The 25,951-nt window shown below is 44.7% G+C and carries 31 protein-coding genes and 1 tRNA gene; 1 reads left to right on the top strand and 31 read right to left on the bottom strand.

Annotated elements, in window-relative coordinates; all coding sequences use genetic code 11:
• Nucleotides 1-39: 39 nt before the first annotated feature.
• Genes C3Y98_RS04760 through C3Y98_RS04750 form a run of 3 tightly spaced genes read right to left on the bottom strand, consistent with a single transcriptional unit; the run spans nt 40 to nt 5,764 of the window.
• Complete coding sequence (locus tag C3Y98_RS04760; RefSeq protein WP_135276972.1) at nt 40-1,578, bottom strand: sulfatase-like hydrolase/transferase; 1,539 nt, start codon at nt 1,576-1,578, stop codon at nt 40-42.
• Between the two features lie 9 nt (nt 1,579-1,587).
• Nucleotides 1,588-4,158, bottom strand: a complete 2,571-nt coding sequence (locus C3Y98_RS04755) for a glycosyltransferase (protein ID WP_135276971.1) — start codon at nt 4,156-4,158, stop codon at nt 1,588-1,590.
• Between the two features lie 22 nt (nt 4,159-4,180).
• Entirely contained in the window at nt 4,181-5,764 is a 1,584-nt protein-coding gene (locus C3Y98_RS04750; RefSeq protein WP_135276970.1) for a glycoside hydrolase family 17 protein, read from the bottom strand.
• A gap of 175 nt (nt 5,765-5,939) precedes the next feature.
• On the opposite strand from C3Y98_RS04750, the gene C3Y98_RS04745 reads away from it, so the two are divergent.
• Nucleotides 5,940-6,407, top strand: a complete 468-nt coding sequence (locus C3Y98_RS04745; RefSeq protein WP_135276969.1) for a hypothetical protein — start codon at nt 5,940-5,942, stop codon at nt 6,405-6,407.
• A 109-nt stretch (nt 6,408-6,516) separates the two neighbouring features.
• On the opposite strand, the gene C3Y98_RS04740 is transcribed toward C3Y98_RS04745, so the two are convergent.
• The 28 genes from C3Y98_RS04740 to C3Y98_RS04605 form a co-directional block, all read right to left on the bottom strand.
• Entirely contained in the window at nt 6,517-7,302 is a 786-nt protein-coding gene (locus C3Y98_RS04740) for a ChbG/HpnK family deacetylase (protein WP_135276968.1), read from the bottom strand.
• 2 nt (nt 7,303-7,304) lie between these two features.
• Nucleotides 7,305-7,694, bottom strand: coding sequence for a GtrA family protein (locus C3Y98_RS04735; protein ID WP_135276967.1), 390 nt, complete (start codon nt 7,692-7,694; stop codon nt 7,305-7,307).
• Nucleotides 7,691-8,668 carry a glycosyltransferase family 2 protein gene (locus C3Y98_RS04730; protein ID WP_135276966.1) on the bottom strand — a complete coding sequence of 326 codons (978 nt, stop codon included), beginning with the start codon at nt 8,666-8,668 and terminating at the stop codon, nt 7,691-7,693. The genes C3Y98_RS04735 and C3Y98_RS04730 overlap by 4 nt, the downstream gene beginning before the upstream one ends.
• Nucleotides 8,669-8,672: 4 nt before the next feature.
• Complete coding sequence (locus tag C3Y98_RS04725) at nt 8,673-10,283, bottom strand: hypothetical protein (RefSeq protein ID WP_135276965.1); 1,611 nt, start codon at nt 10,281-10,283, stop codon at nt 8,673-8,675.
• Between the two features lie 188 nt (nt 10,284-10,471).
• Nucleotides 10,472-10,547 (bottom strand) — tRNA-Arg (locus C3Y98_RS04720).
• Between the two features lie 120 nt (nt 10,548-10,667).
• Nucleotides 10,668-11,177: a hypothetical protein gene (locus tag C3Y98_RS04715; protein WP_135276964.1), complete on the bottom strand. Its 510-nt coding sequence runs from the start codon at nt 11,175-11,177 to the stop codon at nt 10,668-10,670.
• Between the two features lie 14 nt (nt 11,178-11,191).
• Nucleotides 11,192-11,728 carry an N-acetylmuramoyl-L-alanine amidase gene (locus C3Y98_RS04710; protein WP_135276963.1) on the bottom strand — a complete coding sequence of 179 codons (537 nt, stop codon included), beginning with the start codon at nt 11,726-11,728 and terminating at the stop codon, nt 11,192-11,194.
• Nucleotides 11,728-12,039 carry a hypothetical protein gene (locus C3Y98_RS04705; RefSeq protein WP_135276962.1) on the bottom strand — a complete coding sequence of 104 codons (312 nt, stop codon included), beginning with the start codon at nt 12,037-12,039 and terminating at the stop codon, nt 11,728-11,730. The genes C3Y98_RS04710 and C3Y98_RS04705 overlap by 1 nt, the downstream gene beginning before the upstream one ends.
• Nucleotides 12,036-12,404, bottom strand: a complete 369-nt coding sequence (locus tag C3Y98_RS04700; RefSeq protein ID WP_135276961.1) for a hypothetical protein — start codon at nt 12,402-12,404, stop codon at nt 12,036-12,038. Before C3Y98_RS04700 ends, C3Y98_RS04705 begins: the two co-directional genes overlap by 4 nt.
• Before the next feature lie 82 nt (nt 12,405-12,486).
• Nucleotides 12,487-13,026, bottom strand: a complete 540-nt coding sequence (locus tag C3Y98_RS04695; protein WP_135276960.1) for a DUF7338 family protein — start codon at nt 13,024-13,026, stop codon at nt 12,487-12,489.
• A gap of 6 nt (nt 13,027-13,032) precedes the next feature.
• A complete protein-coding gene (locus C3Y98_RS04690) occupies nt 13,033-13,275 on the bottom strand; it encodes a DNA helicase UvrD (RefSeq protein WP_135276959.1) in 243 nt (80 codons plus the stop codon).
• Entirely contained in the window at nt 13,272-13,733 is a 462-nt protein-coding gene (locus tag C3Y98_RS04685) for a hypothetical protein (RefSeq protein ID WP_135276958.1), read from the bottom strand. Before C3Y98_RS04685 ends, C3Y98_RS04690 begins: the two co-directional genes overlap by 4 nt.
• Before the next feature lie 8 nt (nt 13,734-13,741).
• Nucleotides 13,742-14,737, bottom strand: coding sequence for a gp53-like domain-containing protein (locus C3Y98_RS04680; protein WP_135276957.1), 996 nt, complete (start codon nt 14,735-14,737; stop codon nt 13,742-13,744).
• A 13-nt stretch (nt 14,738-14,750) separates the two neighbouring features.
• Entirely contained in the window at nt 14,751-15,338 is a 588-nt protein-coding gene (locus C3Y98_RS04675; protein WP_135276956.1) for a YmfQ family protein, read from the bottom strand.
• Nucleotides 15,329-16,378 (bottom strand): baseplate J/gp47 family protein, encoded by a 1,050-nt coding sequence (locus C3Y98_RS04670; RefSeq protein ID WP_135276955.1) that lies wholly within the window; start codon nt 16,376-16,378, stop codon nt 15,329-15,331. The genes C3Y98_RS04675 and C3Y98_RS04670 overlap by 10 nt, the downstream gene beginning before the upstream one ends.
• Entirely contained in the window at nt 16,368-16,805 is a 438-nt protein-coding gene (locus C3Y98_RS04665) for a phage GP46 family protein (RefSeq protein ID WP_209308745.1), read from the bottom strand. Before C3Y98_RS04665 ends, C3Y98_RS04670 begins: the two co-directional genes overlap by 11 nt.
• A gap of 9 nt (nt 16,806-16,814) precedes the next feature.
• Nucleotides 16,815-17,348 carry a phage baseplate assembly protein V gene (locus C3Y98_RS04660; protein ID WP_209308744.1) on the bottom strand — a complete coding sequence of 178 codons (534 nt, stop codon included), beginning with the start codon at nt 17,346-17,348 and terminating at the stop codon, nt 16,815-16,817.
• Nucleotides 17,345-18,442, bottom strand: a complete 1,098-nt coding sequence (locus C3Y98_RS04655) for a phage baseplate assembly protein (protein ID WP_135276954.1) — start codon at nt 18,440-18,442, stop codon at nt 17,345-17,347. The genes C3Y98_RS04660 and C3Y98_RS04655 overlap by 4 nt, the downstream gene beginning before the upstream one ends.
• Complete coding sequence (locus C3Y98_RS04650; protein ID WP_135276953.1) at nt 18,439-19,629, bottom strand: DNA circularization protein; 1,191 nt, start codon at nt 19,627-19,629, stop codon at nt 18,439-18,441. Before C3Y98_RS04650 ends, C3Y98_RS04655 begins: the two co-directional genes overlap by 4 nt.
• Nucleotides 19,626-21,182 (bottom strand): phage tail tape measure protein, encoded by a 1,557-nt coding sequence (locus C3Y98_RS04645; protein WP_135276952.1) that lies wholly within the window; start codon nt 21,180-21,182, stop codon nt 19,626-19,628. The genes C3Y98_RS04650 and C3Y98_RS04645 overlap by 4 nt, the downstream gene beginning before the upstream one ends.
• A gap of 132 nt (nt 21,183-21,314) precedes the next feature.
• Complete coding sequence (locus C3Y98_RS04640; protein ID WP_135276951.1) at nt 21,315-21,596, bottom strand: phage tail assembly protein; 282 nt, start codon at nt 21,594-21,596, stop codon at nt 21,315-21,317.
• Nucleotides 21,593-21,961, bottom strand: coding sequence for a phage tail tube protein (locus tag C3Y98_RS04635; RefSeq protein ID WP_135276950.1), 369 nt, complete (start codon nt 21,959-21,961; stop codon nt 21,593-21,595). The genes C3Y98_RS04640 and C3Y98_RS04635 overlap by 4 nt, the downstream gene beginning before the upstream one ends.
• 62 nt (nt 21,962-22,023) lie before the next feature.
• Entirely contained in the window at nt 22,024-23,517 is a 1,494-nt protein-coding gene (locus C3Y98_RS04630) for a phage tail sheath subtilisin-like domain-containing protein (RefSeq protein ID WP_135276949.1), read from the bottom strand.
• 71 nt (nt 23,518-23,588) lie between these two features.
• Nucleotides 23,589-23,744 (bottom strand): DUF2635 domain-containing protein, encoded by a 156-nt coding sequence (locus C3Y98_RS04625; protein WP_135276948.1) that lies wholly within the window; start codon nt 23,742-23,744, stop codon nt 23,589-23,591.
• Nucleotides 23,745-23,754: 10 nt separating this feature from the next.
• The gene (locus tag C3Y98_RS04620) at nt 23,755-24,321 is read right to left on the bottom strand and encodes a phage tail terminator protein (protein WP_135276947.1); all 567 of its coding nucleotides are present in this window, start codon (nt 24,319-24,321) and stop codon (nt 23,755-23,757) included.
• Nucleotides 24,322-24,777 carry a hypothetical protein gene (locus C3Y98_RS04615; RefSeq protein ID WP_135276946.1) on the bottom strand — a complete coding sequence of 152 codons (456 nt, stop codon included), beginning with the start codon at nt 24,775-24,777 and terminating at the stop codon, nt 24,322-24,324. It abuts the gene before it with no gap.
• Complete coding sequence (locus C3Y98_RS04610; protein WP_135276945.1) at nt 24,770-25,123, bottom strand: head-tail adaptor protein; 354 nt, start codon at nt 25,121-25,123, stop codon at nt 24,770-24,772. Before C3Y98_RS04610 ends, C3Y98_RS04615 begins: the two co-directional genes overlap by 8 nt.
• A gap of 1 nt (nt 25,124) precedes the next feature.
• On the bottom strand, nt 25,125-25,697 hold the full coding sequence (locus C3Y98_RS04605; protein WP_245234321.1) for a head-tail connector protein: 573 nt from the start codon (nt 25,695-25,697) through the stop codon (nt 25,125-25,127).
• Nucleotides 25,698-25,951 lie beyond the last annotated feature (254 nt).

Raw genomic sequence — 25,951 nt, 5'->3', positions numbered from 1 at the left:
GGTAAGGATGACGATACAAACGGCGCTAATCATTAAAAACTACAGCTTAGCTTCATCCCTCCAAAGGTCTAGATACATATCCGATTGATTAAGCAGGTCTTCATTCATTTCCTCATAGTTAAGTAGCAACGACAAATCAGCCTCTTTAGACAAAGCGGTATAACCTAAGCCTAACTTCCCTCCTGGCACGCTAAAACCAATAAAGTTTAAAATGGTCGGAAACATGTCAAATGGCAATATCTGATTACGGTTCTTTTCAAAGTGATCATTTGAAATAAACTGATTATAAATATGGCGCTCTTTAATCAAATCCAACTTCTCACTCACTGGATTTTCCATCGCTAAATGGTCACCAAGAATGACAACATTAGTATCTTTTAAGTAGCCACTTTTCTGAATGAATTTAACAAAACTAACTACCTGATTTGAGGTGCACTCTACAATACCTTCAAACGTTTTAGTCCCTACAGACTTACAGTATTTAGAAAAATGTCCGTCTGGGCCATGCGTGTCAATAGTGGTCACGGTTAGATTAAAAGGCTGCTTACTTTTATGTAGCGCAATCAACTTAGTCTTGGCTGATGCAAATAGATCATCATCATACAAACCCCAGAAATTCAATTGCGCATCGGTGAGCTTGCCTTTTAACTCATCACGACCATACACCTCATCATAGTGATGATCTTGAAAAAACATGCCCTTACCTGCAAAGCCAAGTGCATCACCGCCCATATAAACATTGTGATAACCGGCATCATGCAAAATATCGCCTAAGCAAACCGCATTCGGCAAAAAGCTTTTAATTTTTTCACCTTGGTCATTACCGTCATATAAGCTAACACTTTTCAGCGGTACGGCACATTGCGTTGCGGTAATACCGGCAATCGTCCACCATGTACCTGGCGCTTTTCTATAGTCAGTAAAACTTAAACCTTTTAAACGATCTAGGCTGCTGAGCAAGTTTTTACCAAACAGCTCAGGTTGTTGATAACTATTTTCTAAACTCTCTACATAAATCAACACTAGGTTCTTAGGTTTTGTGGTTTCTACTTGCACCTCCGCCGGGTTTAGATAGTGTGCCGAAAAATAATCTTTACCAAATAGATTATGTAGAAAAACAGTAACGGAGAACTGCACTCCAAAATACACTGTTGCTACGGTTAATGCGTATAAAGGGGCTCTGTGTCCAATAAACCAATAAAACACCTTGATGAAATGAATATTGGCAAGCCTGGCAGGCTTGGTTAACCAGTGTGAAGATCCATGCGTGAGAAATAGCGCAATTGAATACTCAATCAACACCAATAACAATGCGATAAATATAGGTAGCGCAATACACCAAATGACGAAACTCTTAATAATTGCGGCATCGGTATCAATCAAACCGCCCATGCCAAACTGCGCATGATAGAACAGTTGTTCTAGTGAAGGCTCGCCAAAGTTATCAGCCACCCAATAAGCTACGGCCACTAAAAAGAATGCGCATAAATAGGTTGCAAACCTAATGGCACCGCGTAAAACATGGCGGCCACGATGATCCGTATTCATTTTATGCGGCTCTGGTGTATTCGTGTTCATCAAATGATATTAACCGTTTTCTCTTTTACTAATAATTTGGCAGGCAACCGCACTTATGTAAGGTAATGATTGCAAGCTCAACATAGCCACCCAGATTTGAGCATCGCTATTACCAACTCCGCGGGTAGCTAGCATCGCGATACTGCTCAGCGTTAACGCACTCAGTAGAAATAACTCTTCTTGAATTGGTGCAATCCAATCATACCAGTTGGATTTTTTGAGCCCCTTGCCTTTTGCAGTCACTTTAAACACGCCATCTTTTTTAATGATGCCGCTGATAATGCCTCTGGCAATAGCATGTGATAGCCCAAGACTGGCGACAGATGCACCAAAGATATCAATCCAGCGACACGTCATGGTTTTTAGATACAACATCGGGCCCATAATCGCTTTAATCACCAAGAAGCAAATAATGGTGGTAATCATCAGAGAAACCGGCAAACTCGCCTCTTCTGGGAATAACAGCATAGCCACAGACCATGCGATAGAGCCTATGGTAAAGCCTAGCTGCAAAGCCTCACCTAACCAGCCGAACCAACCCGTTAAAAAGTGATAACGCTGCCCAAAGGTCAAGGTTGAATCCCCTAACAACTTAGGTATGTGATGTTTCAAAATTTGCATCGCACCAAATGCCCAACGGAAGCGTTGTGACTTGAGTGCTTTAAAGTCTGCAGGTGTTAAGCCACGGCCAAACGTATCATCAATGTAGCGTAGTTCATAGCCGTCTTCCAGTAAACGTAAGCCTAACTCGGTATCTTCGCAGATGCACCATTCAGACCATTTTCCGCTAGTCATTAACGCTTGGTATCTCACTAAGGTCATCGTACCATGCTGAATCAAGGCATTACGTTCGTGCCTGTGGTGCATACCAATGCGGAAGAAACCCTCAAACTCCCAGTTACCCATACTGCGGAAGAAACTATGCTCCCAGTCTCTATGGGCCTGAGGCGCTTGCACCACAGCCACTTTTTGCTCAAGGAAATGTGGTACTAAATCAGACAGCCAATCAGGGGTTACTTCATAATCGGCATCCACTACCCCCACTACCTGCGCATTAGGGTTTGTTTGCTCTAGTGCAAAGTTTAAAGCACCGGCCTTAAAGCCAGGCCACTGCGGCAGATGGAAGAATTTAAAATTCTCCGGCATTTTTGCCATATAGGCTTCAAGCGGCTTCCATTTCGCTTCATCTTTAGTGTTGTTATCAACCACAATCACTTCAAAGTTGGTGTAGTTAAGTTTAGCCAAGCTTTCAATGGTGGTGATCACCATTTCTGGTGGCTCGTTGTAGCATGCCAAATGTACAGAAACAAACAGCTCTTCATCCGCAGGCAGTGGCTTTGCACGCTTAAATGCACGATTCCAGCCCTTCTTGAACATCACTTCACTAAACTCAACCGCATAAATCATCAATACTGCAGACGTTAACCCCATGCCGATCAGTAATGCAATCAACACGACAAAATCCTTCATCGTATAGTAATAATCTCCAGGTAAATTCCAAGCAACCACTAAAGTGGTAATACAAGCTTGCAGTAACACCGCCATCGAACTACGGGCGCGTAAACCCCAATGCCTGAAGCGATAAGCAATAAAGAATATTGGCAACAAACCTAACAGACTTGCCCAAAGTGCTTTTGCTTTCCAGCGATCATCTTTAGGGACTGCGCCGTGCAATGAGTATTTCTCATTGCGCTCGGCATCAAACATGCCCCAGTAGGCGCCAGCCCAACCTTCCAGCTCTTTTTTCCAAGGCTGGTCAAATGCTTCCATTAAGTAATAATCGTAGTTTTTATGTGCTGTTTTAGCCAAAAATTCCCGGACAAAAAGCGCTTGGTTCACTTTAGAGGCTACTGCTGCACCTAATGTTGGCCCATTACTAGGCCAACCAATCTCTGTAATCACGATTTTTTTTCTTGGATACACATCCATTAACTCTTGATAACGCTTCAGTGAGTAATCTACGGCATCCTCTACCGGTACGCCTTCATGGTAAGGCAACAAGTGCACCGCAATAAAATCTACGTGCTTGACCAGTTCAGGGTTTTTCAGCCAGACATGCCAAGGCTCTGCGGTAGAAATTGGCAGTTTCGTGGTTTTACGAACGTCTTCTATGTAACCAATCAATTGCTCAGGCGTTAGGTCGTTACGAAGTAAAACCTCATTACCCACAATGGCACGCTCAATTTTTGGATAGATTTTAATCTTGGCCTTCAGCGCCTCAACTTCACGATAGTTTGCAGCGGCATCACTACCCAACCAAGCACCAGCTGTTACATGGAACCCTAAACTAGAAGCAAGCGCAGTAACTTCACTATTCTCCAGCGCACCATAAATACGAACACGATGAGTCAAAGGTTTGAGTAAGCGTAAATCTTTTTCCAACTCAGCCGTACTCGGATACTCTTTCCGCAATGGGCTCTGATTTTCCTGAAATCCACTAAAGGCAAAGCCATTTACAATTTCTGGCGCATTAATTAAAGGTAGCGCGCGATTGGAAATATACCAAAGACTAAAGTGGATCGCAGCCACTAGCACTGCAAACAAAAGTGGAATTAAATAGCGTTTAGTTTTGTTAATCATAAGGTTACGCTGAGAATTTCTATCAAAGTGATGAACGAATTGAAGCTTGAGATTTTGGCCATAATGCAGCTATAAGTAAGCCACACAGACCAAGCCAATAATAAGTAGATATATTTTCAATTTCTAAATAAACACAATACAGTGCCGCAGCCATTAGAACTGAGCTAAGCACATAGCCCAGCCAGCGCTTTGGTTTCACATCGACCTCTAAAAATACAGAGGAAAATGATAACAGTAAAATCGGCAAGACATATAAGCTGATGGGGAAATCACGATACCTTCCATCGACAATCAATAAAACTGTGGCGCTGATTGCCGCAACTGAAAGTATAAATACGCCTGTTTTTAAAACTAGCGCATGATGCTTACTGGGTTGGCATATGCGCCATATCAAACCAACCACCAGTAGCCAGCCAACAAAAGCTAACCCGCTCAAGGTTAGCCATTCAGTGATGTTTCGACAAGCACTGATCAAGTATTGAGTCTGTAGCCAGACTGAGATGCCAAACACGATGCCGGCCGCACATAAACCTAACTTCATATAAACTTGACGCGCTTTAAATAAAAACGCCAAGCCTAGAAATAAGGCAAAGCCCAATGCGCCAGACAGCCCGATAGCCTTTATATCATGACGTGGCTGTATATCACCAGTAAAGGCAAACTTAGGCGTTAGCTCCGTATCGAAAATACCCCAATAACCACCAACGGTACCTTCAAGATCTCGCTTCCATGGCTGATCAATTGCTTCAATCAAGTTGTATTGCCAAGCATGATCATGTGCGAGTTGTAAAAATCCACGTAAATAACTCGCTTGATTAATTAAGCTGGGCTCAGAAGCCTGACGCTGCCTACCTACGGATGGCCAGCCAGTTTCACCAATTAAAATAGGCTTTTTGAAGGTCTCTGCAAGTAAACTCATCACATTCACTACATGCTGGGTTGCTTCAGTGATTGCCTGCGGATCATCTTCCCAATACGGAAGTATATGCACCGTCACAAAATCCACATTAGCCTCTAGTTTTGGATGTTTTCGCCAGAACTCCCAAACATCAGCATAAGTCACTGGTACTAAGGTTGAGCGTTGTGCTTTTTCCAAATACGCCTGCATCGCGGCCTCAGATTGCTCACCACGTAATAAAACCTCATTACCGACAATCAGTGCCTTCACAGTCTTCGGATATTTATTCGCAACACTTATGGCCAAATCCAACTCTTTATCGTTGTTCGCAGCTACCCAGCCTATCCAAGCCCCCAGATATACCTGAATCCCTAATTTAGAGGCTGCTTCCGGCACATAACTAAGGCCTTGAGAGACCGAATAAATTCGTACGCAATTAAACCGCTTGGAAAGTGCAGCAAGGTCATGATCAATCTGTGCTGGCTGGATAAAACTGTTAGGGTTAAGTGGTGTTTGTCCTGGGTGGTAATAAGGGGAGTAAGAAACGCACTGCAACTTGCCATCGTTCGGCAATTGAGGCTGTATTAAGTTAACGGGTTGACTTGCTTGCCAAAGCCAGAATATCAACCCTAATAGCAAAGCAATATTGAAGATACAGAAACGCCAAAGTAACTTGGTCGATAATGCCTTAACTGGGGAAATTTGCATAAATTTTGATGTATTAAGTCAAATAATCGATTAAAAATTGATTTAGGCGCCCATCATAATGCAAGCACATAAACAAAACAAAACATTAAGGCATAAAAAATATAAAAAGTAAGTTTCATCACATACCAGCCTCACGCTACAATAGACGCTTTTAAAATATCCTAAAATATCCATCATGAAACGTGCGATTCTTACCTCTTTATTAATCACCATCAGCACCATTCAGATAGCGGAAGCAAAACCTAATTTTGTTGGCGTAAACTACAGTGGCACTTATTCATGCAAAGGCAACAACAGTAAAGTTGGTGACTATCAAGTGCTAGCAAAACTCACATTAAATCGCGCAGCGAGCAGAGGCAGCATCGGCATTTATGATTTTGCACTCGAAACAGAAAACTCTTTCACATACAAAGGCAAAGCAGTCGCTAACGCAAACAAGATTGCCTTTAATTTAAGTATGTCTGAGGTCAGCTCTGCAGAATTCAGTACCGGCATTGCGAATATCAGCAAAAACCCGGCTGGTAAGTATGCTTACACCAATCATTACTATGAAGTAGATTCTAATGTTGGCACTTATGGCAAGGAAACCTGCGTCATGCAAAAAAGCGCACAATCAAACAAAAAATTACCCAAACCGGCTTAAACCTATAGCATTCAATACCAACAAACCATAAACCACTAGTTAATGTGAGTGCTGCACCAATCAGTAGCTACTAAGAGTAGTTACTAGGCAATAGCAGCACTCGTACAAACTATGGCTCTCGCACAATCTTAACGTCATTAAATATTGTGGCGAAAGCATCACTGTTCAGTACGCTAAACTCATTCACTCTGGCAGGGTAAATAGGATCATTGATGTACCCTTCTGCTGCCGCCACGGCTGGATGACACATCAACACCGATGTACCAACACTATGCTTAGCTTGTGTTGCCCAATCAATTAAGCGCTTTTTATAATCTTGCACATCTCCGCTAAAATTATAAACGCCTAATAGCACATTACTGCACTTAAACCCCAGCTGTTTAGCTTCCCGCTCCAGCGCACTGGCACCAAGCATTTTAATGATGCGGCCTTTAATGCCGCTTTCATCATTGGGCTTCGCAATTCTTATCCAAGGTAATTGATGGTGATAACGCTGTTTTAACACCGCCAACAAAACCTGACGAATTTGTGGAAGCTGATGCACATGCTGATGCCCATCAACATAATCAGGCTGCGTGCCTAACGCCACTTCAAACTGATTCAACTGATGTTCAATACTGTTTTGAATTGAAGCTTTTGGCAGGCAGCGTAACAGGCTCAGCAAGGTCAATATACCGTGTGGGTAGCGATATCCAAATAACGTAAAATCAAGATGCAAGCCAATATGCGCTTTGTCTCTAATATCTGAAGTGAGCAATTTGGCAGATGATGCCCAGTGTGGGCTATTGACCATACAGGACGCTGCGGTCAGTCTGTTATTTTCGATAAGGCGCACAATAGCAGCGTCAATACTTGGGCTTTGTGCAAAATCGTCAGCACAGATAATAAGCTTCATGACTATTTGCCTTTAAATGCCCAGTAACGGCTCAAAAAATAAGTTGAAACAGCAACAATCACCATCACCACCCCCAGCACCAACCAAAATGGAATGTTCGTAAAGTAAATGGCATTAATCACTAAAAATTGATTCGCTAAGAAACCGGATACTGCAACGGCAAAAAAACGCGGAAATGCATGCAAGTGTGTAGATGTCTGCCCAGAAAAACTTAATTTACGATGCCCAAAATAGCTCACAGGGAATGCAAACAAAAAACCTATTGTGTTTGCATGAATAGCTGTAAGTAAGTGGCTAAGCTCTAAGCCGACGGCAACAACATAATGCACACCAGCAGCCAGTGCACCAATTACTGCAAACCAGGAAATGGAATGTCGATGGGTTTGTGTCATTGGTGCTGCGTGATCACTTTAGGCTTAAGCACTTCTGCCACAATATAAGGTGGCCGCCCTTTAACCTCGTCATAAATACGTGATAGGTACTCGCCTAATATACCAATAAACAACAATTGCACTCCGGCAAAAAACATCATGCTGGCAATAATAGTGGGCCAACCTGGCACTGACTCATCAAAAAACATATGATCAACCACTACGTACATCCCATAGGTGAAAGACAGCAAAGCAAGTAAAGCCCCTACTGCACTTGCCAATCGCAATGGCATCACAGAGAAACTGGTGACCCCAGTCCAAGCCAGCTGAATCAGTTTTAACTTCGAGAATGCACTTTCACCATGTGAGCGAGGCAATGGTATAAATGGAATACCAATAGAATGGTAGCCAACCCATGCATAAATACCCTTCATAAAGCGATTACGCTCAGGCAAAGAAAGCAGAGCATTGACCACTTGCCTATCCATTAAGCGGAAATCACCAGCATCGCGTGGAATATGAATCTGACCACCTAGACTAATTGCTCGGTAAAAAATACGTGAGCCCCAACGCTTAAATCGCGACTCTACATCACGGTCTTGCCTGTATGCATAGACCATGTCATATCCTTCACGCCATTTTTCTAACATTTGCGCTAACAACTCAGATGAGTGCTGTCCATCGGCATCCATGCATATCACCACATTGCCCGTCGCATATTCCAAACCGGCTGTGATGGCATACTCTTTACCAAAATTACGCGAAAAACGTACTAGGGTTGTTCGTAAACTTTCAGGTAAATTACGTACTATATTAGCTGTTTGGTCACGGCTTCCATCATCAATCACAATGATTTCCCAGTTTTCACTGAGCTGCTTTAGACGATCCACAATGGTATGGATAGTGCTAACAATTGCGGCCTCTTCATTAAAGGCCGGAACAATCACGCTAATATGCGCTTCAGTGCCTACTCGTGGAAAAATGTTTTTATTCATGACCCTAATCCCGTGGTGCGGCACGTGGTATCCGTGCATCGCCTATTAATCTTCTACGATCTTTCACGACCGCAAGTGGTGCGCCTAAACGTTCTACCACACCAATAACCTCACCTTGCAACACTTTATCGCAATTCATATTAGTACTAGAAATAAAGAAATCAGCAGTCACCCAATTTTCAGTGATACTAAACCGCTTGTCTAAATACGCCTGCCCTTGAAAAGCTTCTGCGCAAACCGCGACTGAATATACAGCGTCACTTTTCTTTGGCAAACTCACAGCCTCTGCATCTACATACTGTTCTAACATTTTAGTCGCGTCAATCAAACTGCTAGACCAATAATCCCCCTCCCAATTATGTTGGGCATGTTTAAAATCAGCGCCTGCAAAATGGTTGTAGTAAAGATATTGATATGGATGCAGCGCGTAAAGCGTACATATCGTGTTCACACTCAGTAGCGTACATACTGCAACAAAGCCTAAGCGCCATTTTTTATAGCCTACCAAAACATCAAACATTTTGGATAAACCAACCCCGGCAACAATCGCTAATGTAGGAATCACAAAAGTAAAATGCCGTACGCCATTGTAAAGCGCAGGACGATCCAACAACACAAAGACTAAAGGGGTAAGTAAAGCGATACTCACCGTAATCTCTGGCAACAAATTTAGCTTCAAAAACGATGCTTGCTTTAATCTCAGCCCCAGCACGATAACTAAGCTTATTAAGCCAAGCAGAAAAATCTCAGGCAAGCGGATACCCAAATACTGAAATAAGTAAGTACGTGGCACCTCCCCGATGCTAACAAACTGACCATTCACAATAGTATTCATATCGAAAGAAAAGTGTGAAAAAGACTTAACAGCAATTAGAATATGATCAGAGCCCATCACCGACCACGGCCAGAAAATAGCCATTAAACCTAAAGCCATGGCACCTGCCGGCAATAGACCAATAAAACTTTGCCAATAAAACGTTATTTTCAGTTTGCAACCTTCGGCAGTTAAGCACCCGGCGACCAGTACCATTAATAGCAAATAAATAACGGCAAAGGCACCGCCAATTCTCAAACCTAACGCTAGGCCGACTGCCACGCCAAGCTTTAAACTCAAGACCAATGGGATGCGAGGCAACTGTTTAGCAATAAGCAATGTGTAATATAAAGCCCAAACCATACAAGCAGCAAAAGACACGTCTTTAGTGTGCGTAAACATTGCACCGGTCCATGCACCAGTAATGGTAAGTAAAAACGCTGCAATAAAAGCTGCCCGTGCACCTGCTAGCTCGTTGGTAATTTTATGCACTGCCACAATGCCTGCTAAACCAAACAATGCTGAAAGTAAATGACGTATATCCCACACCCAAAGCGGTAAAAGCTTCTCTAACATGGCGGCAATTAGGTCAAATAAACCACCATACAAATAGAGGTTCTTGTAAGTAAACGCTGCGTGATCCACAAACCCGCTACTGTAAAAATTAAGTAGCAGCTGCCCATAAACGTGCTGCACCTGCTCATCATTACTAATACCGTATTGCTTAAAAGTCACCACAATAAAAACAGTTAGTAATGAAAATAGTGCTAGAGATAATCTTTGAAATACTGTTGATGTCATTTTTATAGGTTTTCTAGTGGTCACTCGCTAAGGTTATGCAGTTACTCCCAAGTATGCTTATTCATAAGCATACTTAACTTCCAACTCTACTTAATTTCCAAATACGCCAATTTCTAAACACAAATAATCAAACACAGCTAGTTAACATGTTTTAACTGTACTTAAACAACTGCAAACAATATTGAATGTGGTGCCCCCGACACGAATCGAACGTGTGACCCTCCCCTTAGGAGGGGGATGCTCTATCCACTGAGCTACGGGGGCGTTGTTGCTTACGAGCCTTATTTAACAATGGATTCAGGCTATTTTATAAAATATTCCGCTCCGCAATTTTAGGGCCGCTCCGCAAAACAGATGATCATATTGGTGAAGCCAACAAAATGATCATCTGCTGCAGGCGCACATTTTACCATCAAGGGATTCAACTTTATCAATTAAAGCGTTGTGCTTGATAATGTTTTTGTTGCAGGTTTCAAAGTTGTCTGAGGCGTTGACAAGGACTTCTTCAACACTGGCGACAATGGCTTCATTTTCTGCGGCCTCTCTAGCAGGCTCTGGTCGATTACTATCGGCACCTGCGATGGCACTGTTCCACAAGCTGAGAGACTCAGCATCAAAGCAGATGTCAGTATCATTCTTTTCATAGATTTTCTCCTTAATCGTTCTATAAACAATCTCGGCCTTTTGTAGATCATTTATTTTCTTGTTAATAATTGGCTTAGATTCATTTTGAAGCGCTGTGGCCGTTTTAATTTGATTGTTGATACTTTTGGCTGCACTGGAGTCTGTTTTCCATCCATGCACTACCCAGCCAGAGGCAAGTCCACTTAGAAACAAACCAATAGCAATTAATGCTTTTGTCTGCAGACTTAATCCAGAAAGAAAACCTATCATTATTTATCTCCAACTTATTTCAAAGGAACCATGCCGCCTTTAATCCATGCAGCAACATCAAAACCTGGGCAGGTTTTAATCCACTCATTCCGCTCAATCACGCCATTGCCATTTAAGTCAGGCGAATAATCTCGGTGGCCTTTAATGCTGATACCAGCATCATTTAATGACTGCAGCATCGATGCAGGCGTTAAAATAGTGCGGCCTAATATCTTGCTTGACAGATTAACTAAGCATTCGCGCAATCCCAACCATTGCGCCTGGCTATATTGGTCCGTTCCAATCATGCATATTCCAATTGATTTGGCATTACTGCCCTGCACATGCGCACCAATCTCTTCAAGGCCCCTGCCCGTTTGAGTCTTGCCGTCTACACCAACAACAAAGTGGTACCCAATACTCTTTAGTTCTGGGTTGAAGTTCCGCACAGCCTGGCTATCACGTTTAAATCCTCTCAGCTTGTGCATCCGGTCAATATCTAGCGCCTCAAAAGCCTTACCATTGGGGGTGGCAGCACAATGGATCACAATTGCATTAATAGTTCTTTTCATTACGACCCGCTCTTTCTACGTGATCTATGTTTAAAAAGCCCAATAACAAAGAGGTACACTCGGTGATTTTTTGCCTGCAGGTAATCTAGCAACCTAAAGTAAGTATCTGGCCACATGAATAGTGCGATGGTCACTCCAAACAAAATGGTAAAGTCATTGTGAAAACCAACAATCATGTACAACCCGCTCATAACTGCGCCAGCGTGTTTCCCAATCATGCAATGCCTAGTTTCACTGTCTGCAATTGCAGCCAGATATGCTGCGTCCACCACGATATATATTCCAATTAAAATACTTAAAATTGCACTCATTTTTGCACCTGCAGGAAGTCAAATTTAGATTTAGCCCAGGCGATTAATGAATCCCTAAAAGGCTTATCTATCACAGCGAAACCTAGCAAGAAAGCTACCGGACGCTGAGGGATGTCTTTCATGTTGAGTAAAGTATCGAACATCCATGTAACACCATGCACTAAGGTCACGGCAATAAGCGTAGCGCCAATAATCAATAGAATTGACCGCCCCACCTTCAGTGACTTATTTCTATATACGGCCCAGTAAGCGCCACCGACTGCAGTAATCACTACCCCAAGAGGCAGATCAAATAGAAAACTAGCCGCCGTAGATAATGTTGCAATAGCTAACGGACTAGCAGCATGTGTTATTGGATCTGGCATTTACCACCCCTTTTTATTATTTTTGGACGTAAAAAAAACCGCTCAAGGCGGCATTTATCAACTAGTACAAATTGAATTTTTATTATGTTTTTGGTGTAAAAGCACACACCGGATTAGGCACAAAGCAAAACTGTGCCATCTCTCCAATATCCTTGCCTTCAATCTTCCAGCCAAATCTTAGTTTTACGCAAAAGTGTTTACCAAAAACGGTATATGGCCAGCCGATGAACCTGAACTCAAACGCATCGCCAATGGAGTAGTGCCAGCCGGTTGCGCCTTCATCTTCATCAACAGTGGTATTACCAATGCTCACGGCCAACTGCGTCACCTTGAGGCCAAGCACATACTTTGACCAATTAAACGTAGGGTTACGCACTGCCAACCACCACCAGCATCGTATGAAGTATGGCCAGCCGATGGTACGCTTAGCCCAGAATGATTCACCATCATTGCCGTGATCACGATTACCCCAGCACCACTCAGCCCATGCAGGTAGGTGATTGTTTTTTCTGAATGGCAAAGCGATTGCGATCACTAGCAAGCCTAGCAACATCAACGGAAGGTCTAGCACCAACTTAATTAAAAAGCTGATGAGGCCAGTTAAAATAATGATTAGTTTCATCTCAATTCACCCAAAATTCGCGCGGCGCTGCCTGCGGTTAAGTTCACTTAAATAAGACTCGTAACAGTGGTTACGGTTAAAAGCCAAGCTATTAATCACCACCATGCAAATCTGCCAGCGCCACCAGCTGCCATTCCTACTTACCCGGTAAGCGCGGCTGGATAGCGTTTCATCTGGCGAACCACCCAACAACGCATTGACTTGCTGATCAAAGGCAATGGCGTTGTTTTTTAGGTAGATTAATATCATGCCGGCAGTACCAACTCTGGCATCATGGCGACTGCCTCATCAGGTGTTAGCATCGGCTTGGTGCCAGCCAACACCTCATCTTTATAGGCCCCGGCCTGAATCCAAACATCCGCCTCCCATTGTGCAAACGCCTGAGCTAGCGTTTGGAAGCCATTTGAGAAACCAGCGTAAAGCATCAGTGCGTTGCCGCCGCTGAAGCCTAGTGCCTTGGCTTTGGCATCAATCTCTGATTGCAATTTAGCGCGTACTGACTCAAATTCTTGTGCGGTAAATTCTTCAGGCGTTGGCTCTGCTCTTTTATAAGCAACCACAACCCCATCAATCACATCAAAGCGTGAAATTTCAGCATTCAAATATGACTGATAGAGCAAATCTGGAATAGGCAAAGCATCGGCTGGAATGTTTTCCCCATGATGTTTTTCTGAATAAACGCCTTTAGTTGTTGCTGAATAAAACATGATTCCTCCTAATATCCTACTGCCCATGCTTTGGGTGCAGTTAAAACTGAGTTTGATGACGCGCTCCCTGTTTGATTACGTTGCACTTGAATGTTGGTAAGTGTTGGTGGTGCTGACTGATAAAATAAATCACAAGAACCTGATAGAGTGGCTGTTTGAGTGCTTACGCTTGAAAACAAGGCTGCAGTTGGGAACGCTAAAGGCCATGTAATTGTTTGAGAGACCTCTGTATTATTTGCCGCATCGTTAGTACCAGTAGCCCATTGAACAATCCACCCACCCAGCCAACTAGGAAATTTAATATATCCATTAGCGGTTAATGAAACAGCAAAACCTGCTGCTGTAGCAATGGCTGCCATCGCACCGCGTACCCAGCTTGTACTAGCCGGTGATGAGCTGTTATTAACGAAGGTTGGGTCACTAGCCGCTGTTACTGCACCACCATCCTTACGCGCAAACACTAGTGAAGTTGTACCTAATGTAATTGGCGCATCCGTGGTTAATATCCAAATGCTGTCTGCTAACGTTGCTCCACCGCTCACCATTGTTAATACTGCAGGCTTAATTTCAGCAGAGACGTCTGCCCAGGTAACACGTGACCAAGCACCAGCTGCGGCAACATACCAACCATTCTGCGCACCTGTGGTTTGGTCTTTCACTAGGATGACGTCACCAGCCGTAAGTGCGCCTGACCAATCACCACCAGCTTGTGCAGCCAACCCGTTAAGGTTGATATTGGCGGTGGTGGTGAATTTGGCAATGTAGTCGTTGCCGTAATTAGCAATCAAGGCTTTAATTGCCGTGCTTAACTGCGCATTATCAGCAGGGTTGAGTGCAACGCCGGTGCCTTCAATCACGGAAGCAATCTCTTCTTGGATTGAGTTTAAAGATGAAGCATTCATATCTGTTGGCACAATGCCTAGTGCTTTATTGCCATCCTTATAACCATCTTTACCCGCGCCGAACAAATCTACAGCACGGGTTGATGTATCAATTCTTTTCATTTTTCATCATCTCCTAAGGGTAAGCAAAAATTACGGTTGTATGGGCAGGTTTATATTTATTAATACGGCACTCAATCGCTTCGTCGCCCCATGACTGCAGCGGGGAATCGCAGGGGCTTTGGCAATTGGCAATAAAAATACCGCCATCTGATGGCAAGTTCATCGTCCAATAAAAGCGGTCGTTATCTGAATAAAGGGCATCATTGCAATTGTCATTGCAGTTCATTGGCTTGTATTCATCTATCGTGGCATCTGCATAACCCATGCTTGTAGCCAAGTTGATGAAGTATTGGCGGCTTTGGCCACCCAGGTTAGTGAGCTTACTAACCAGCGCCAATCGCCGCTGATCTACTGTTTGATCTACAGTCACACATGGATCAGGCAGACCAGCAAGCGCCTCCCAGTCTGCAAGTAACTCAGACGTTACGCGAGGGTCAGCTTCATTAATTAGCGCCTCGATACGAGCATCTACTCTAGCTAGTTCTGCAGACCACGCATCCAGCAACTTAGTGTTTAACGCACCCTCTTCTCTTGGCCATGCTGGACCTTGCGGCAATAAAGCCTGCAGTTGCTGTAAATAACTTTCAGCAGTTAAAGCCATGTAATCACTCCCATCACCGCAATTTGCCCAGTGCTATGCGTAATATCTGCACTTGGCACCATCATGGTGTAGTTACTTTCTCCTGCAGCAATTGAGATTGCTTCACGAATGTGACTCAATAGAATAGTTGCACTAGGCGAAGCTTCACGCGTGAGCAAGTCTTTTAACTCAGCTTCAACTGCAGCTTTCACTGACAATGTGTTTGGTGTGACCGCCAAAGTAAAATCAAGCGGTACTGGCACCGGCGCAACTACGGCTAAATCAGCAGTAACTGGGCGCAATGCATCGATATACTCCTGCACAGCCAAAACCTCTGCAGCATCAGGAATCAAACTGGCATCATCATCACGCACAAAGCGCACGGTAACAGTTCCATCGCCAAGCTCTTTCGGATAAACCCATGCGCGTGTTACACCAGGCACCTCAAGCGCCCAGGTAACATAATCATGTGCTGCACCCCCCTGTGGAGGCTGTTGAATACGAGCAACTAAACGCTCTCGCAAACTAGTATCATCTTCGACATCAGCCCCTTGAGTGATAGCACCTACACTCACAACAGCATTACTATCAATGCCAGATATTGGAGATGACATACTTAAAATTGTGCCAGCGACAGTGTTTCCATTTTGCCCCGCTGCGCTGGCTTCTATCGTGGCCGTTGCCGCGCCTGATGTGATAGTGACTTCATTTATTGTAGTGAATTCAACACCGTCAGCACGAATTACCGGGGTATCAGCCGGAATTACTGTGCCGTCTACTCCAGTAAAAACTATGTCACCAATTGCAACAACAGCTTGTTTACGTGGCGTAGTCAGCCAGATGGATGCCCACCTGTCCAAAAACTCAGCCTCTGCAGTATCGTAAAGCACCTGTGAAGCAATAAATGCAAGATGCCCATGCAGCTCATGTGAAGCTGCTGCAATTAGGCGTGCATAGACCTCAGAATCTGAGCGGCGCATCTGCTCAGCGCTCAAGCGCGATTGTGCGTCAGCGCGTGTTCTGGTGATTATTTCATTTAAAGTCGGTCTGCTAAATGGCACGTACTTTCTCCCAAACATCGTTAAATCTCAGGCTGATATTGCTGCCATCTTCACGGGTGATGGTGCATACCAGCGCCATGCCATCCATACCATAGCGTTCTGCGCTCACGTCTACGCGCACGGCGATCTGGTCATCAATCAACCATTGCAGCGCTTCACGCGCATATTCACGCGCACGGTTAAATGTGCTTTGCACCAGTTTCTCACGGCTCAGCAGCCAAAGCCGTGAGCCAATCTTGTCGTTCGCCACCAGGGGCTCGGCAACATCACCAAACCAGCCCATTTTCTGGCCTTCTGCAATATCATCTGCATTTGCACGCCGCCAAGTAAATAAGCTGATAATCACCGCCCTAGCAAGTGAATCGCCAGGCGCGAGCGAAGTGCTCTCAATGCCATCAACAGTGATGGTCATATCGTTTTGTATCATCTGGAATTCCTACGGGATTTGAGGCGGGTTAATTGCGTAACTAGCGCCAGTGCTGCCAATGGTCCAGCTCTCTTTATGTGTAGGTAGCCATTTTTCACCGTGGCCATTACATTCAAGAATCAAGCTGGCGTTGCCATGTATGCGCACGTTATTGCCGCGCATTTCAATATCTAGCGGCGTTTCAATTAAAATCTTGTCACGTTTAATATGTACTTTTTGATTCTGGTCATCATGTATCGCCATTTCACCAGATGCCAAACCCTGAAGGCGGTAACGGCGATCACCAATTACAATGGCAATGCCATGACTACGATCACCATTAAAAAACAGCGTAACAGCCTCAGCACCAGCCTTTGGGTTGCTTGTAAAGCCATAAGCCTCAAAATGCTCAAGGCTATCTTTAAGCTCACCCTCTCTTAACGAGACTTGCACAGACTGCATCTTGGTGGCGCTATTCACTAGCGTTACCACGCCACGCAAAGCGATGTTCTGTAAACTACGGCGCAATGATGCAATCATTCTGCTAGATAATCGTTCACTCATGTTGCCGCCTTTACGTCTGGCCAATCTGTAGAAGCCTTGCCAGATTTTTTGTCTGATTCTTTTTTTGCCACTTCAGGCGATGGAATGAACCCCTCTTTAGGTGCCACTTTAATATCGCAAGTAGTACCGTCAGACTCGCTAATCCTGTAAGAAACTTCAGTAATTAATAGCGTGCGCTCAAAGCCAATGATTGGATCACTCACAGAAACCATTTGATTTGGCCGCCATAACGAACCATCATCCTGCCGCCAACCTTGCACGGTATAAACAGTTTCAATCGCCTTTGCCGCGCGATACAAGCGCTCATACCTTGCCCGCTGCGAGCAATCTTGCTGCGTTGCGTTGCCATTGAGCATGATGATTGTTTTGCGATGCCTGGCTAATGTTGTATCACTAGCTACTGCAGAGACCGATGCTACCGACTCAGCACTATCGTAATCATTACCAGCTCGCTGGCCCTTCACTACGTAGTCACTAAACACATCTTTGTAATCATTGCCGATACTGGCCGCTAATACATTCTTACCAAATACAAGCGCGGTGTTTGCTAGCCCGCCAGAGCCTGCTGAAATTAAGTGTAAGTTGCCTTCAGCGTCATCTGTACTTAACATCTGCCTTAGCAGCAACAAGCGGCCTATGCTTTCAAACGCAGTTTCACCTGTATCAATTTGGTGATCACTAATCAGCGCACCTGTATCAATATCAGTAATTACCTTAATGCCGTAACTTGAGGCTAAATCAGCCGCGATTTTTTCAATCTTTCTATTGCGCCATTGGCCAGAGCCAAAGTCAGCAGAGCAATCGACTAAATCAGCCGTTTTGCTTCTACCTGTGATTGACAGTGAAATGCTAGTGCCGGTGTAACCGATGGGCATTGCATCCACAAATCCGGTTAGCACTTTATCCGCACCAATGTATAACTCACACAGATCACCCTGCTTTACACGCCGCACATTAGCTGGCGCATTAGGCCATGAGCGCGTAATGCTTAACTTAAAATCACGCGCCTGGCGCTCGATGCCGGCAGTGATTTCAACATCTAGCCAACCAGCATAATCAGCGCCATTTACACGCAATGAAACTAAGTCTGTCATACACTAAGCACCTTAATACCAATGGCAGGCGTAAAGCCAGGATGACGCAGCTTGTTGCGCGAGACAATCTCACTCTCACGCGCCACGTCTTCATATAAGTCATAAGCCAGCACCAAGGCTGGCGTCACTTCTTTGGGCTGCACTGTGTTAATCCGCGCTGAGTTTTTAATCTTAGCGTTTACGTCAATAAATGCTTTACTGCGCACATTATTCAGCGCCAAGTAAACATCATCGTTTGCAACGGCCGCCTCATCATCCAGGGCCGTTAATAGCTTAGATTTAAGCGACAAAGCATCGTCATACACTGGCAAACTCATATTAGCCACCATGCCAGCCGCTTGAACGAGTGTCACACGGCGCATTAAAGTCTGCGTGGCGTTATAGTTGGCAAGCATTGCCGTGCGTGTAGGTGTTGCTGCAGCGCTCGTGCGGCTTGGAAAATTAGCCGATAAGTTAAGCACGCTAAACACACGCATAAAATTTAAACCGCTAAGACTCCCCACCACATCAATCAACGCGCTGCTTTTATTCAAAATGCCAAACATGCGCGTTGCTAATGCCATCGGGTCACGTACTAAATCACCCAACTCAGACTGCAGCACACCAATTGGATCACGCAACACCACATTAAGATTACCCAGTGCAGAATCTGCCAACGAAAGCGCAGCACTAGCTGTAGATACTGCATCCTGCACCGCAAAATCAGGCAGATTATCTACACTAAATGACGATGCAAAATCGGCAATCGCTGCCTGCTCTAGTACATTTACTGCCGCAATAGACTGCGTACCAGTGGCAATGCCGGATGATGGAAATGCAATCTCACCAGATTCAATAAAGCTAAGGTTAAATCGGCACATTCCGCCCTCTGCATGGCTATGGCTTACGCGCACATCATCTTGCACGCTCACCATCATGCGGCCATACCAAGGGTGCACTAACTCCCCGGCACCTTCTTTCTCTACTGCAGCCAGCAGCGCATCGCGCTTGGCCATGTAATCATCACCAATGACAAACCCAACCAAGCTAAAACCACGAGCTTTACGCCCCATGTCTTCTCGGTAAGGCTTATCACGTTGAGGGAACTCATGCAGCGTGCCACGTCTGCCAAAAGTACCGTCTTCAGTATCAACTTCAAACGCCACACCTCTGAAAGAGGCTTTTTGTAGATTATCGCGCCAGGTCATAATGAAAATGCCGCTAATGGGTTGTAACCAACATCTGCATTCATACCAACCCCCGCTTGATTCGTTTTACCTTGACCAGCCCGTAGCCCTTGCGGTGCGTTTTCAAAGCGCACTGTCATCTCACCATTAAGTTTGTTAGCGCCTAATATGTTGGATTTATTGCCAGGACTATTCACATTAGATGGCGCACCCATGACTGAAATAGAACTACCTGTAAACATATTCTTAACCCAATCAGGCATTAAGTTGGTTAGCTTTTTAGCGATATCCGTCACAATGCCGCCTATCCAGGTTGAGAAGCTTTGCCACCAAACTTTAATCTTGTCCCAGTTTTTATAAACCAGGTATGCACCAGCCACTAAAGCAGTAATTGCAAGTCCGATAGGGTTCATTAAAATAGCCCGGCCAATTAAGAATATAGACTTACCAACAAGCATCAGCACGCTCACAAAAACTCGGCCAATACCAACCACACGCATAATCACCGCGCCAACTGCAGACCAGCCACCCAGCATCATCACAATAGCTGAGCCAAACCGTAATACAGAACCGGCAATGGTTAATACAGCAGCAATCGGCCCTGCAATGAATGCCAACCCCATGCCTATGACCACCCCTTTAAGGCCACCTAGCGCATTGACTACACTGCCAATCACGGCAAAAGTCTCTTTAAGGTCTTTAATAACCTCTTTCCAATTCACCTCTTTAAGTGCATTAGAAATATCTGTAATCGTGGATACGATTTCAGCCTGTAACCACTCCTGGTTAACAGCAAGCCATTCGCTCATGCTGTCAACAATTGGCTTAAGTGCTGGCACCAACTTAGCAAACGCATTTGTTTGCATTGCCTTAACTTGCGTTTGCACGGTCGCTAATGAGTCACCGAGATCATCCAATGCCCCGACTGACTCTTCTTTAACCACAGCACCCAAGCGTGACTGCTCTGCAATCCACGCCTTAACGCCCTCACGCCCTTTATTTAAAATAGGCAGCATCTTAGTACCGCTTTTGCCAAATAACTCCATCACCATGCGCGTTTGAAGTGCTGGGTCTTTATTAGCAGCGAAAGCCGCAGCCAAATCTGGCAATGCATCAGTTAGGCTAATAATGTCGCCATTAGCACTCTTAAGCGGGATTTTTAATTTTTTCATCAGCCCAGCAAAGTTTTTATCTACCCCTGCAGCAGCTTCTGATGTTCCTTTATTAAACTTAGTGATCAACGCCTCACTGTCTTCAGCTGAGGCACCAACCAAACCAAGCATATTGCTTAATACCTGGTAATTTTCTACACCGGCACCTGTGCGGTCTGCAGCATCTTGAATGTTGCCAGCGTACTCTAAAGACGCCTTGCCAGCATTCAGCGCTGCATACGTTACTGCAGTGAATGAGGCAATTGCAGGCAAGCCGATTTTACGCATCAGCTCACCACCAGCATTGCCAATATCACGCAATGATTTATGAGCAAGCTGTGAGCCGCGCACTATGTTTTTTAGTGGGCCGCTCATCTTGTCAACAGCGGTTAATACTGCGCGTAATTCGGTTTTATTAGCCATTTCTTATTGCCTCAGCAATGCGCTCTGCTTGTGCAGAAAGCTTTGTTATTTTTTCCAGCGTGTAATCTAAAACGGTATCTGGGTTGAGCCGCCAAAAGTAAGCCAGCTCGTAACACAGATTTTCAAACTGCTCTAGGCTCCCGCTGACTGGCCGAAAAAACCCATCACCACACCGGTTAATCCAGTAATGTCTGATGGGCTTAGCTTTTCAACTACGCTTGGCGGCACTGCTGCAAGACGGCTGACATATTTCACAATCACAGAAGCCTGAATCTTCAGCTCACCACCGCCATCTACGCCAATTAAGTAAGGGAAGCCAACATCAATGATGTCTTTACCAGTCATCTCACGTAGCTCAAGCTCAGCAATCTCGGTGTCACCATGCATTACTGGCTTACTTAGTTGGTATCTCATGACCAAATGCCTTTCGTACCATTAAACTCAAGCTCAATTTCGCCAGTATCTGAATCACGCTCTGACTCACCAACGACGTAAGCGCCAGATAACGTGTAAACCGTTTTATCAATAAACTCTACGGTGACAGTCATATCATCTGATTCATTTAACTTTTCACGCGGGAAGTCTTTATTCACCAAGAACGTGCCCTTTACATAAGGCATCTGTGCTGTTTCTTTGTAGCCAGCTGGGCCGCTTTGTCCCATGATGGTTTCGCGCTTTTTATCAAACGGCGGCGCTTTAATGCCGCTATCGCTCTTTAACTCAAGCTGATCACCGTCAACCTTCACGTATGCAGTGCCTGCAAGTGGTTTTGATGCCATTTTTATTACCTCTCAAAAGTAAAAAACCCTGCAAAAGCAGGGTTGTATTTGTCAAACTAAGGTTATGCTGCAGCTGGATATTGCAAGCGGAACTGAGCCAGCGTTGCAAACACACGTAATTGGTTCACTAAGTCAGGTGGGTAAAGCACGTTAATACGATTTGGGTCGTTAATATCACGCTCAACCACTAAGTATTTAGCAAAGGCTTTAGCGTTTTCAACAATGCCCTCTTCCTCAAGTGCTGCGTACTCACCAAGAATCTCACCACGAATCACCGCAGGCGTCACAATTGCTTGGCCAGCGCCAAAGCGCGTACCATCATTTGCCAGTTTATGGCGTGGATATTTTTGCGTAATTGAATAACGCAAACGGCGCAACACGTAAGCCAATGTGTGCAATGTTTCACTATCTAAGTAGCTTGGGTCACTAATGTTGAATGTGTTTTTCTGATACGTAGTAATTGCACGTTCAATGCGCACCGAACCACCACCCACAAAGCTAGTTGCAATGCCACTATTCAGCAAGCTGCTACGCTCTGCATAAATAAAACGGCTAGTAGCAGGCGCAGGCAAGATGCCAATCAACTCACCAGTTTGTGTTGGACGAGCAGGGTCTGCCGCAACAAACACCGCATTACGCGCACCGTAAGCAGCCGCATACTCATAAGCAGGGTTTGGCACGCCATTTTCATAACCAGCAATCGTTGCATGCTGATCATTGCGCCCTAAACCAAGAGCTACTAAGTTTGAGTAAGTGTCTTTTTTAGCCGTGTAAACATGGCCATAAATTTGGCGGTTATATGCCCAGCGGCCAGTAGTATCATTCATTAGTGTTTTAAGCGCATCGAGCGAGGTCGTATCGCTAAACGGATGAATAATGAAATCAAACTCTTCATCACCTAGCGCGGCCAATGCGCTAGATAAGCTAGGAGAGCCCGTACCTCCTGTTAAAGTGACAACGGCTACCGTTACACCTGCCGGTGTTTTTTCACCGCCTGCAGTGCCTCTGTAGTTAAGCTGTAAGGTAATATCATTGCCAACCAAACCAAAGTGACGCGCAGTAACAGTCACAACGCCAGAAGCCACCGTAGAAGTGACTGGCAATGTGCTATCAGCATTGATTGCTGCATTAATTGCCGTTGCAATAGCAGTGTTAGCATCACCTGCAACCACCGCAATCTGCACTTTTTGCGCACCGATATATACGTTTAATGTCCCGCTTTCTGATGCGCTGCCGCTCACGGTCAGCGTGCCTGATGCTTTTGCACCTGCAGGATCATCGACCATCACCATCCAAACTTCAGCGCTAGCATCATTCTGGCGATAAATCTCATGCATTTTTGCAGCAATAGAGCCTAGGCCACCCAAGGTTTTAGCTTCATCTGTTTTAGAAACTAACTGCAATGCACCAGCAACCGCATTACCAGCTGCTAGTTTTGGCGCAAGAATCAACGTGCGTAAGTTTTGGCTAAAGTAGCCAGCCTGAGAGTTATCAACCTCGGCATAAAATAATGGCACACGCACATTTTTTGGCGTGTTGTTAAACGATACAGTCATTTGTATTCCTCTCAGGCATAAAAAAACCCGCCTAAGCGGGTTACAAAGTCGGGTTTCTTAAAATGGGGATTTTATTTCTTAGGTTCTTTTACTACTTCAACATCGCCATCTGCAATACGGCGCTGCCAGTAAATGTCATGCTCATCAACACGACCACCTTCTGGCGGTAAAAAACCACCGCGAATTGGGTCTGGGATTTGCTTCTTGCCTACAGGTACAATAAACATAATTTATCCTTTAAGTTTGGGGTACATCAATTTGAATTACAGCCTCATAATCACCATCAGGCTCACCAGTAAGGCTAGGGTCGATAAGGTCAACCTTTACACCAACCTGCGTAAAATCTGGCAACAGTGCATTAGCCGCACCCTGGTAAGTGTCAGCCTCGCCAATCTGTGTCTCACACGAAAACTCAAACTGGTAATACATCCTAGCCCGGTCAATGCTTAAGAGGTTGCCGCCCTCATATTCAATGGGGCCATGCTCATCATCTGGTGACCAAGCTAACAGCGCTGAAAACAATGCATTTCGTGTGGGAATGACTTGGCTGATGGAAGCCTTACCAATTTCGTCTGCAACATTGCTTAACACTACAATCACCGCAAAGTTATCTCGAATCACCTGGGTATAACCATTGTCTGACGTGTTAGGCTCTGCTGAATCATCTAGCGGAATCACATAAGCAGCTGGCAACATCATATGTGCAGCAGGGTCTAGCTGCTGATACTCTGCAGCGCCAGCTACTCTGCCTGTAAACTGTGTCACACACCGAGTTTTTAAAGCTTCGACAATCTCAATAATCATTTATTTTCTCGGTATGAGTGAATCTTGCAAGGCGTTTAAAATCGCCGCACGTGATGTTTCTCTTCTGTGATTCAAGGCCTCAATCATGTAGTTTTTTCGCGGTGCAACACGCCACTTTCCGTTTTTTAATTGCGCCTTCCTATCTTTACGGGCTGGCAATCCAGTAATACCGTTATTTAGAAATGCAGGATAAAAAGCAGACATTTCGGATGTTTTATAGGGTGCAATTACCACCAAAAATCCAGGTTTACTAACTTTTAACTTTATTGAGTGTCTCAACGTGCCGGTTTGCCTTGCAGGGTAATCACCAGGCGCTGAGGCAATTGCGCGTCTAGCCACTAGCTTACGTGACTCTTTTCTGATGATCGCACCTTCAGCACGCAGCACCTTGCGTATTTTCTTTTTATCAAAGTCAATACGGCTAAAGCCTGTAATGGTTGCGTTAACTTCAAGCATTGCCCAACAGCTCCACTTCAATCAATACATAAGTGCGGTCATCATGCAGATCGCTCGCACGCTTCACACGGTAACGTACAGTCACGCCACCAATTACCTGGTCAATCACATGATCACCAGTAATGACCATATCGGTGACGGTACCAGGTTGGTATCGCACAATAATGCGGTGCGTTGTACTCTCGCCAACTTGCTTGGTACCGTAAAAAATGGCATTACCAACCGGCTCAACATTGGCCCATGCTGGGATGCCTGCATCAAACGTTTGCGTGATTGCAGCGCCCATTGCAGGAATATCCGTCTGCTTGCGGATCAGTACACGGCGGTTAAGTTTGCCTGCGTCCATATCAAAAACCCCAAACGCGGAACGGGTCTAACAAAGAATCATAAAAACGCGATGGAATATCGTAGTTTTGCGCCTCAACAACAGCACCCCTGTTCTTATACAAGGTCTCAATCGTTAACAACATCCAAGACTTAATGCCAGATGGCACACTATCAGCAGCACCATATCCAGCAACAAACTGAATTTTTACAGCATTCTGATCAGAGTAAACACTTGGCCATGAAAAGCCTGGGCGCAAACAAATAAAGTTTTTTATTCCGTAATTATCCAAACTGTAATTTTGCGAAGGCAACGTCACCTCAGCACCAGTTAGATCAAGATACTTAATGCTTGCAATGCTTTGCACTGTAGAAACAGGCATCTCAATCTCAGTGCACGGAAAGTCATCCAACGCAAGCTCTAGCGTTTGCGTGATTAATACACGGCCAGTCATGTGCTCAGCCTTTTCACGCGCCGTCTTAATCAATATAGCCAATAACGTATCTTCTGCGTCATGGTCAATTCTGCAATGCAGTTTTACTTCAGGCAGAGATAACGGCTCAGCAGCTGGCGCTGTAATTAGTTTCAATCCCATTTATCACTACCTTTAATTAATATTTAACATCTGTCTACAAACAAAAAAGCCCCACTAAGTGAGGCTTTTTAATTTGCTTACTGCTGCTGTTGAGACTTTGCATAACTCACTGCATCTGGGTGAACATCCAAAATCCCGTGCAATGTATATGCTGCAACTTCTGATTCTTTAATGCTGACAATATCGCCAGCATTACCAAGATTGCTATCACGCAGCAAAACTGCCTCAACTTTCACTGCGGCTTGGTCGGCTGC

This window comes from Methylotenera oryzisoli (assembly GCF_004661485.1).
Lineage (GTDB): Bacteria > Pseudomonadota > Gammaproteobacteria > Burkholderiales > Methylophilaceae > Methylotenera > Methylotenera oryzisoli.
The sequence above is the reverse complement of the archived record's forward strand: the minus strand, read 5'-3'. Positions and strand labels throughout refer to the sequence as shown.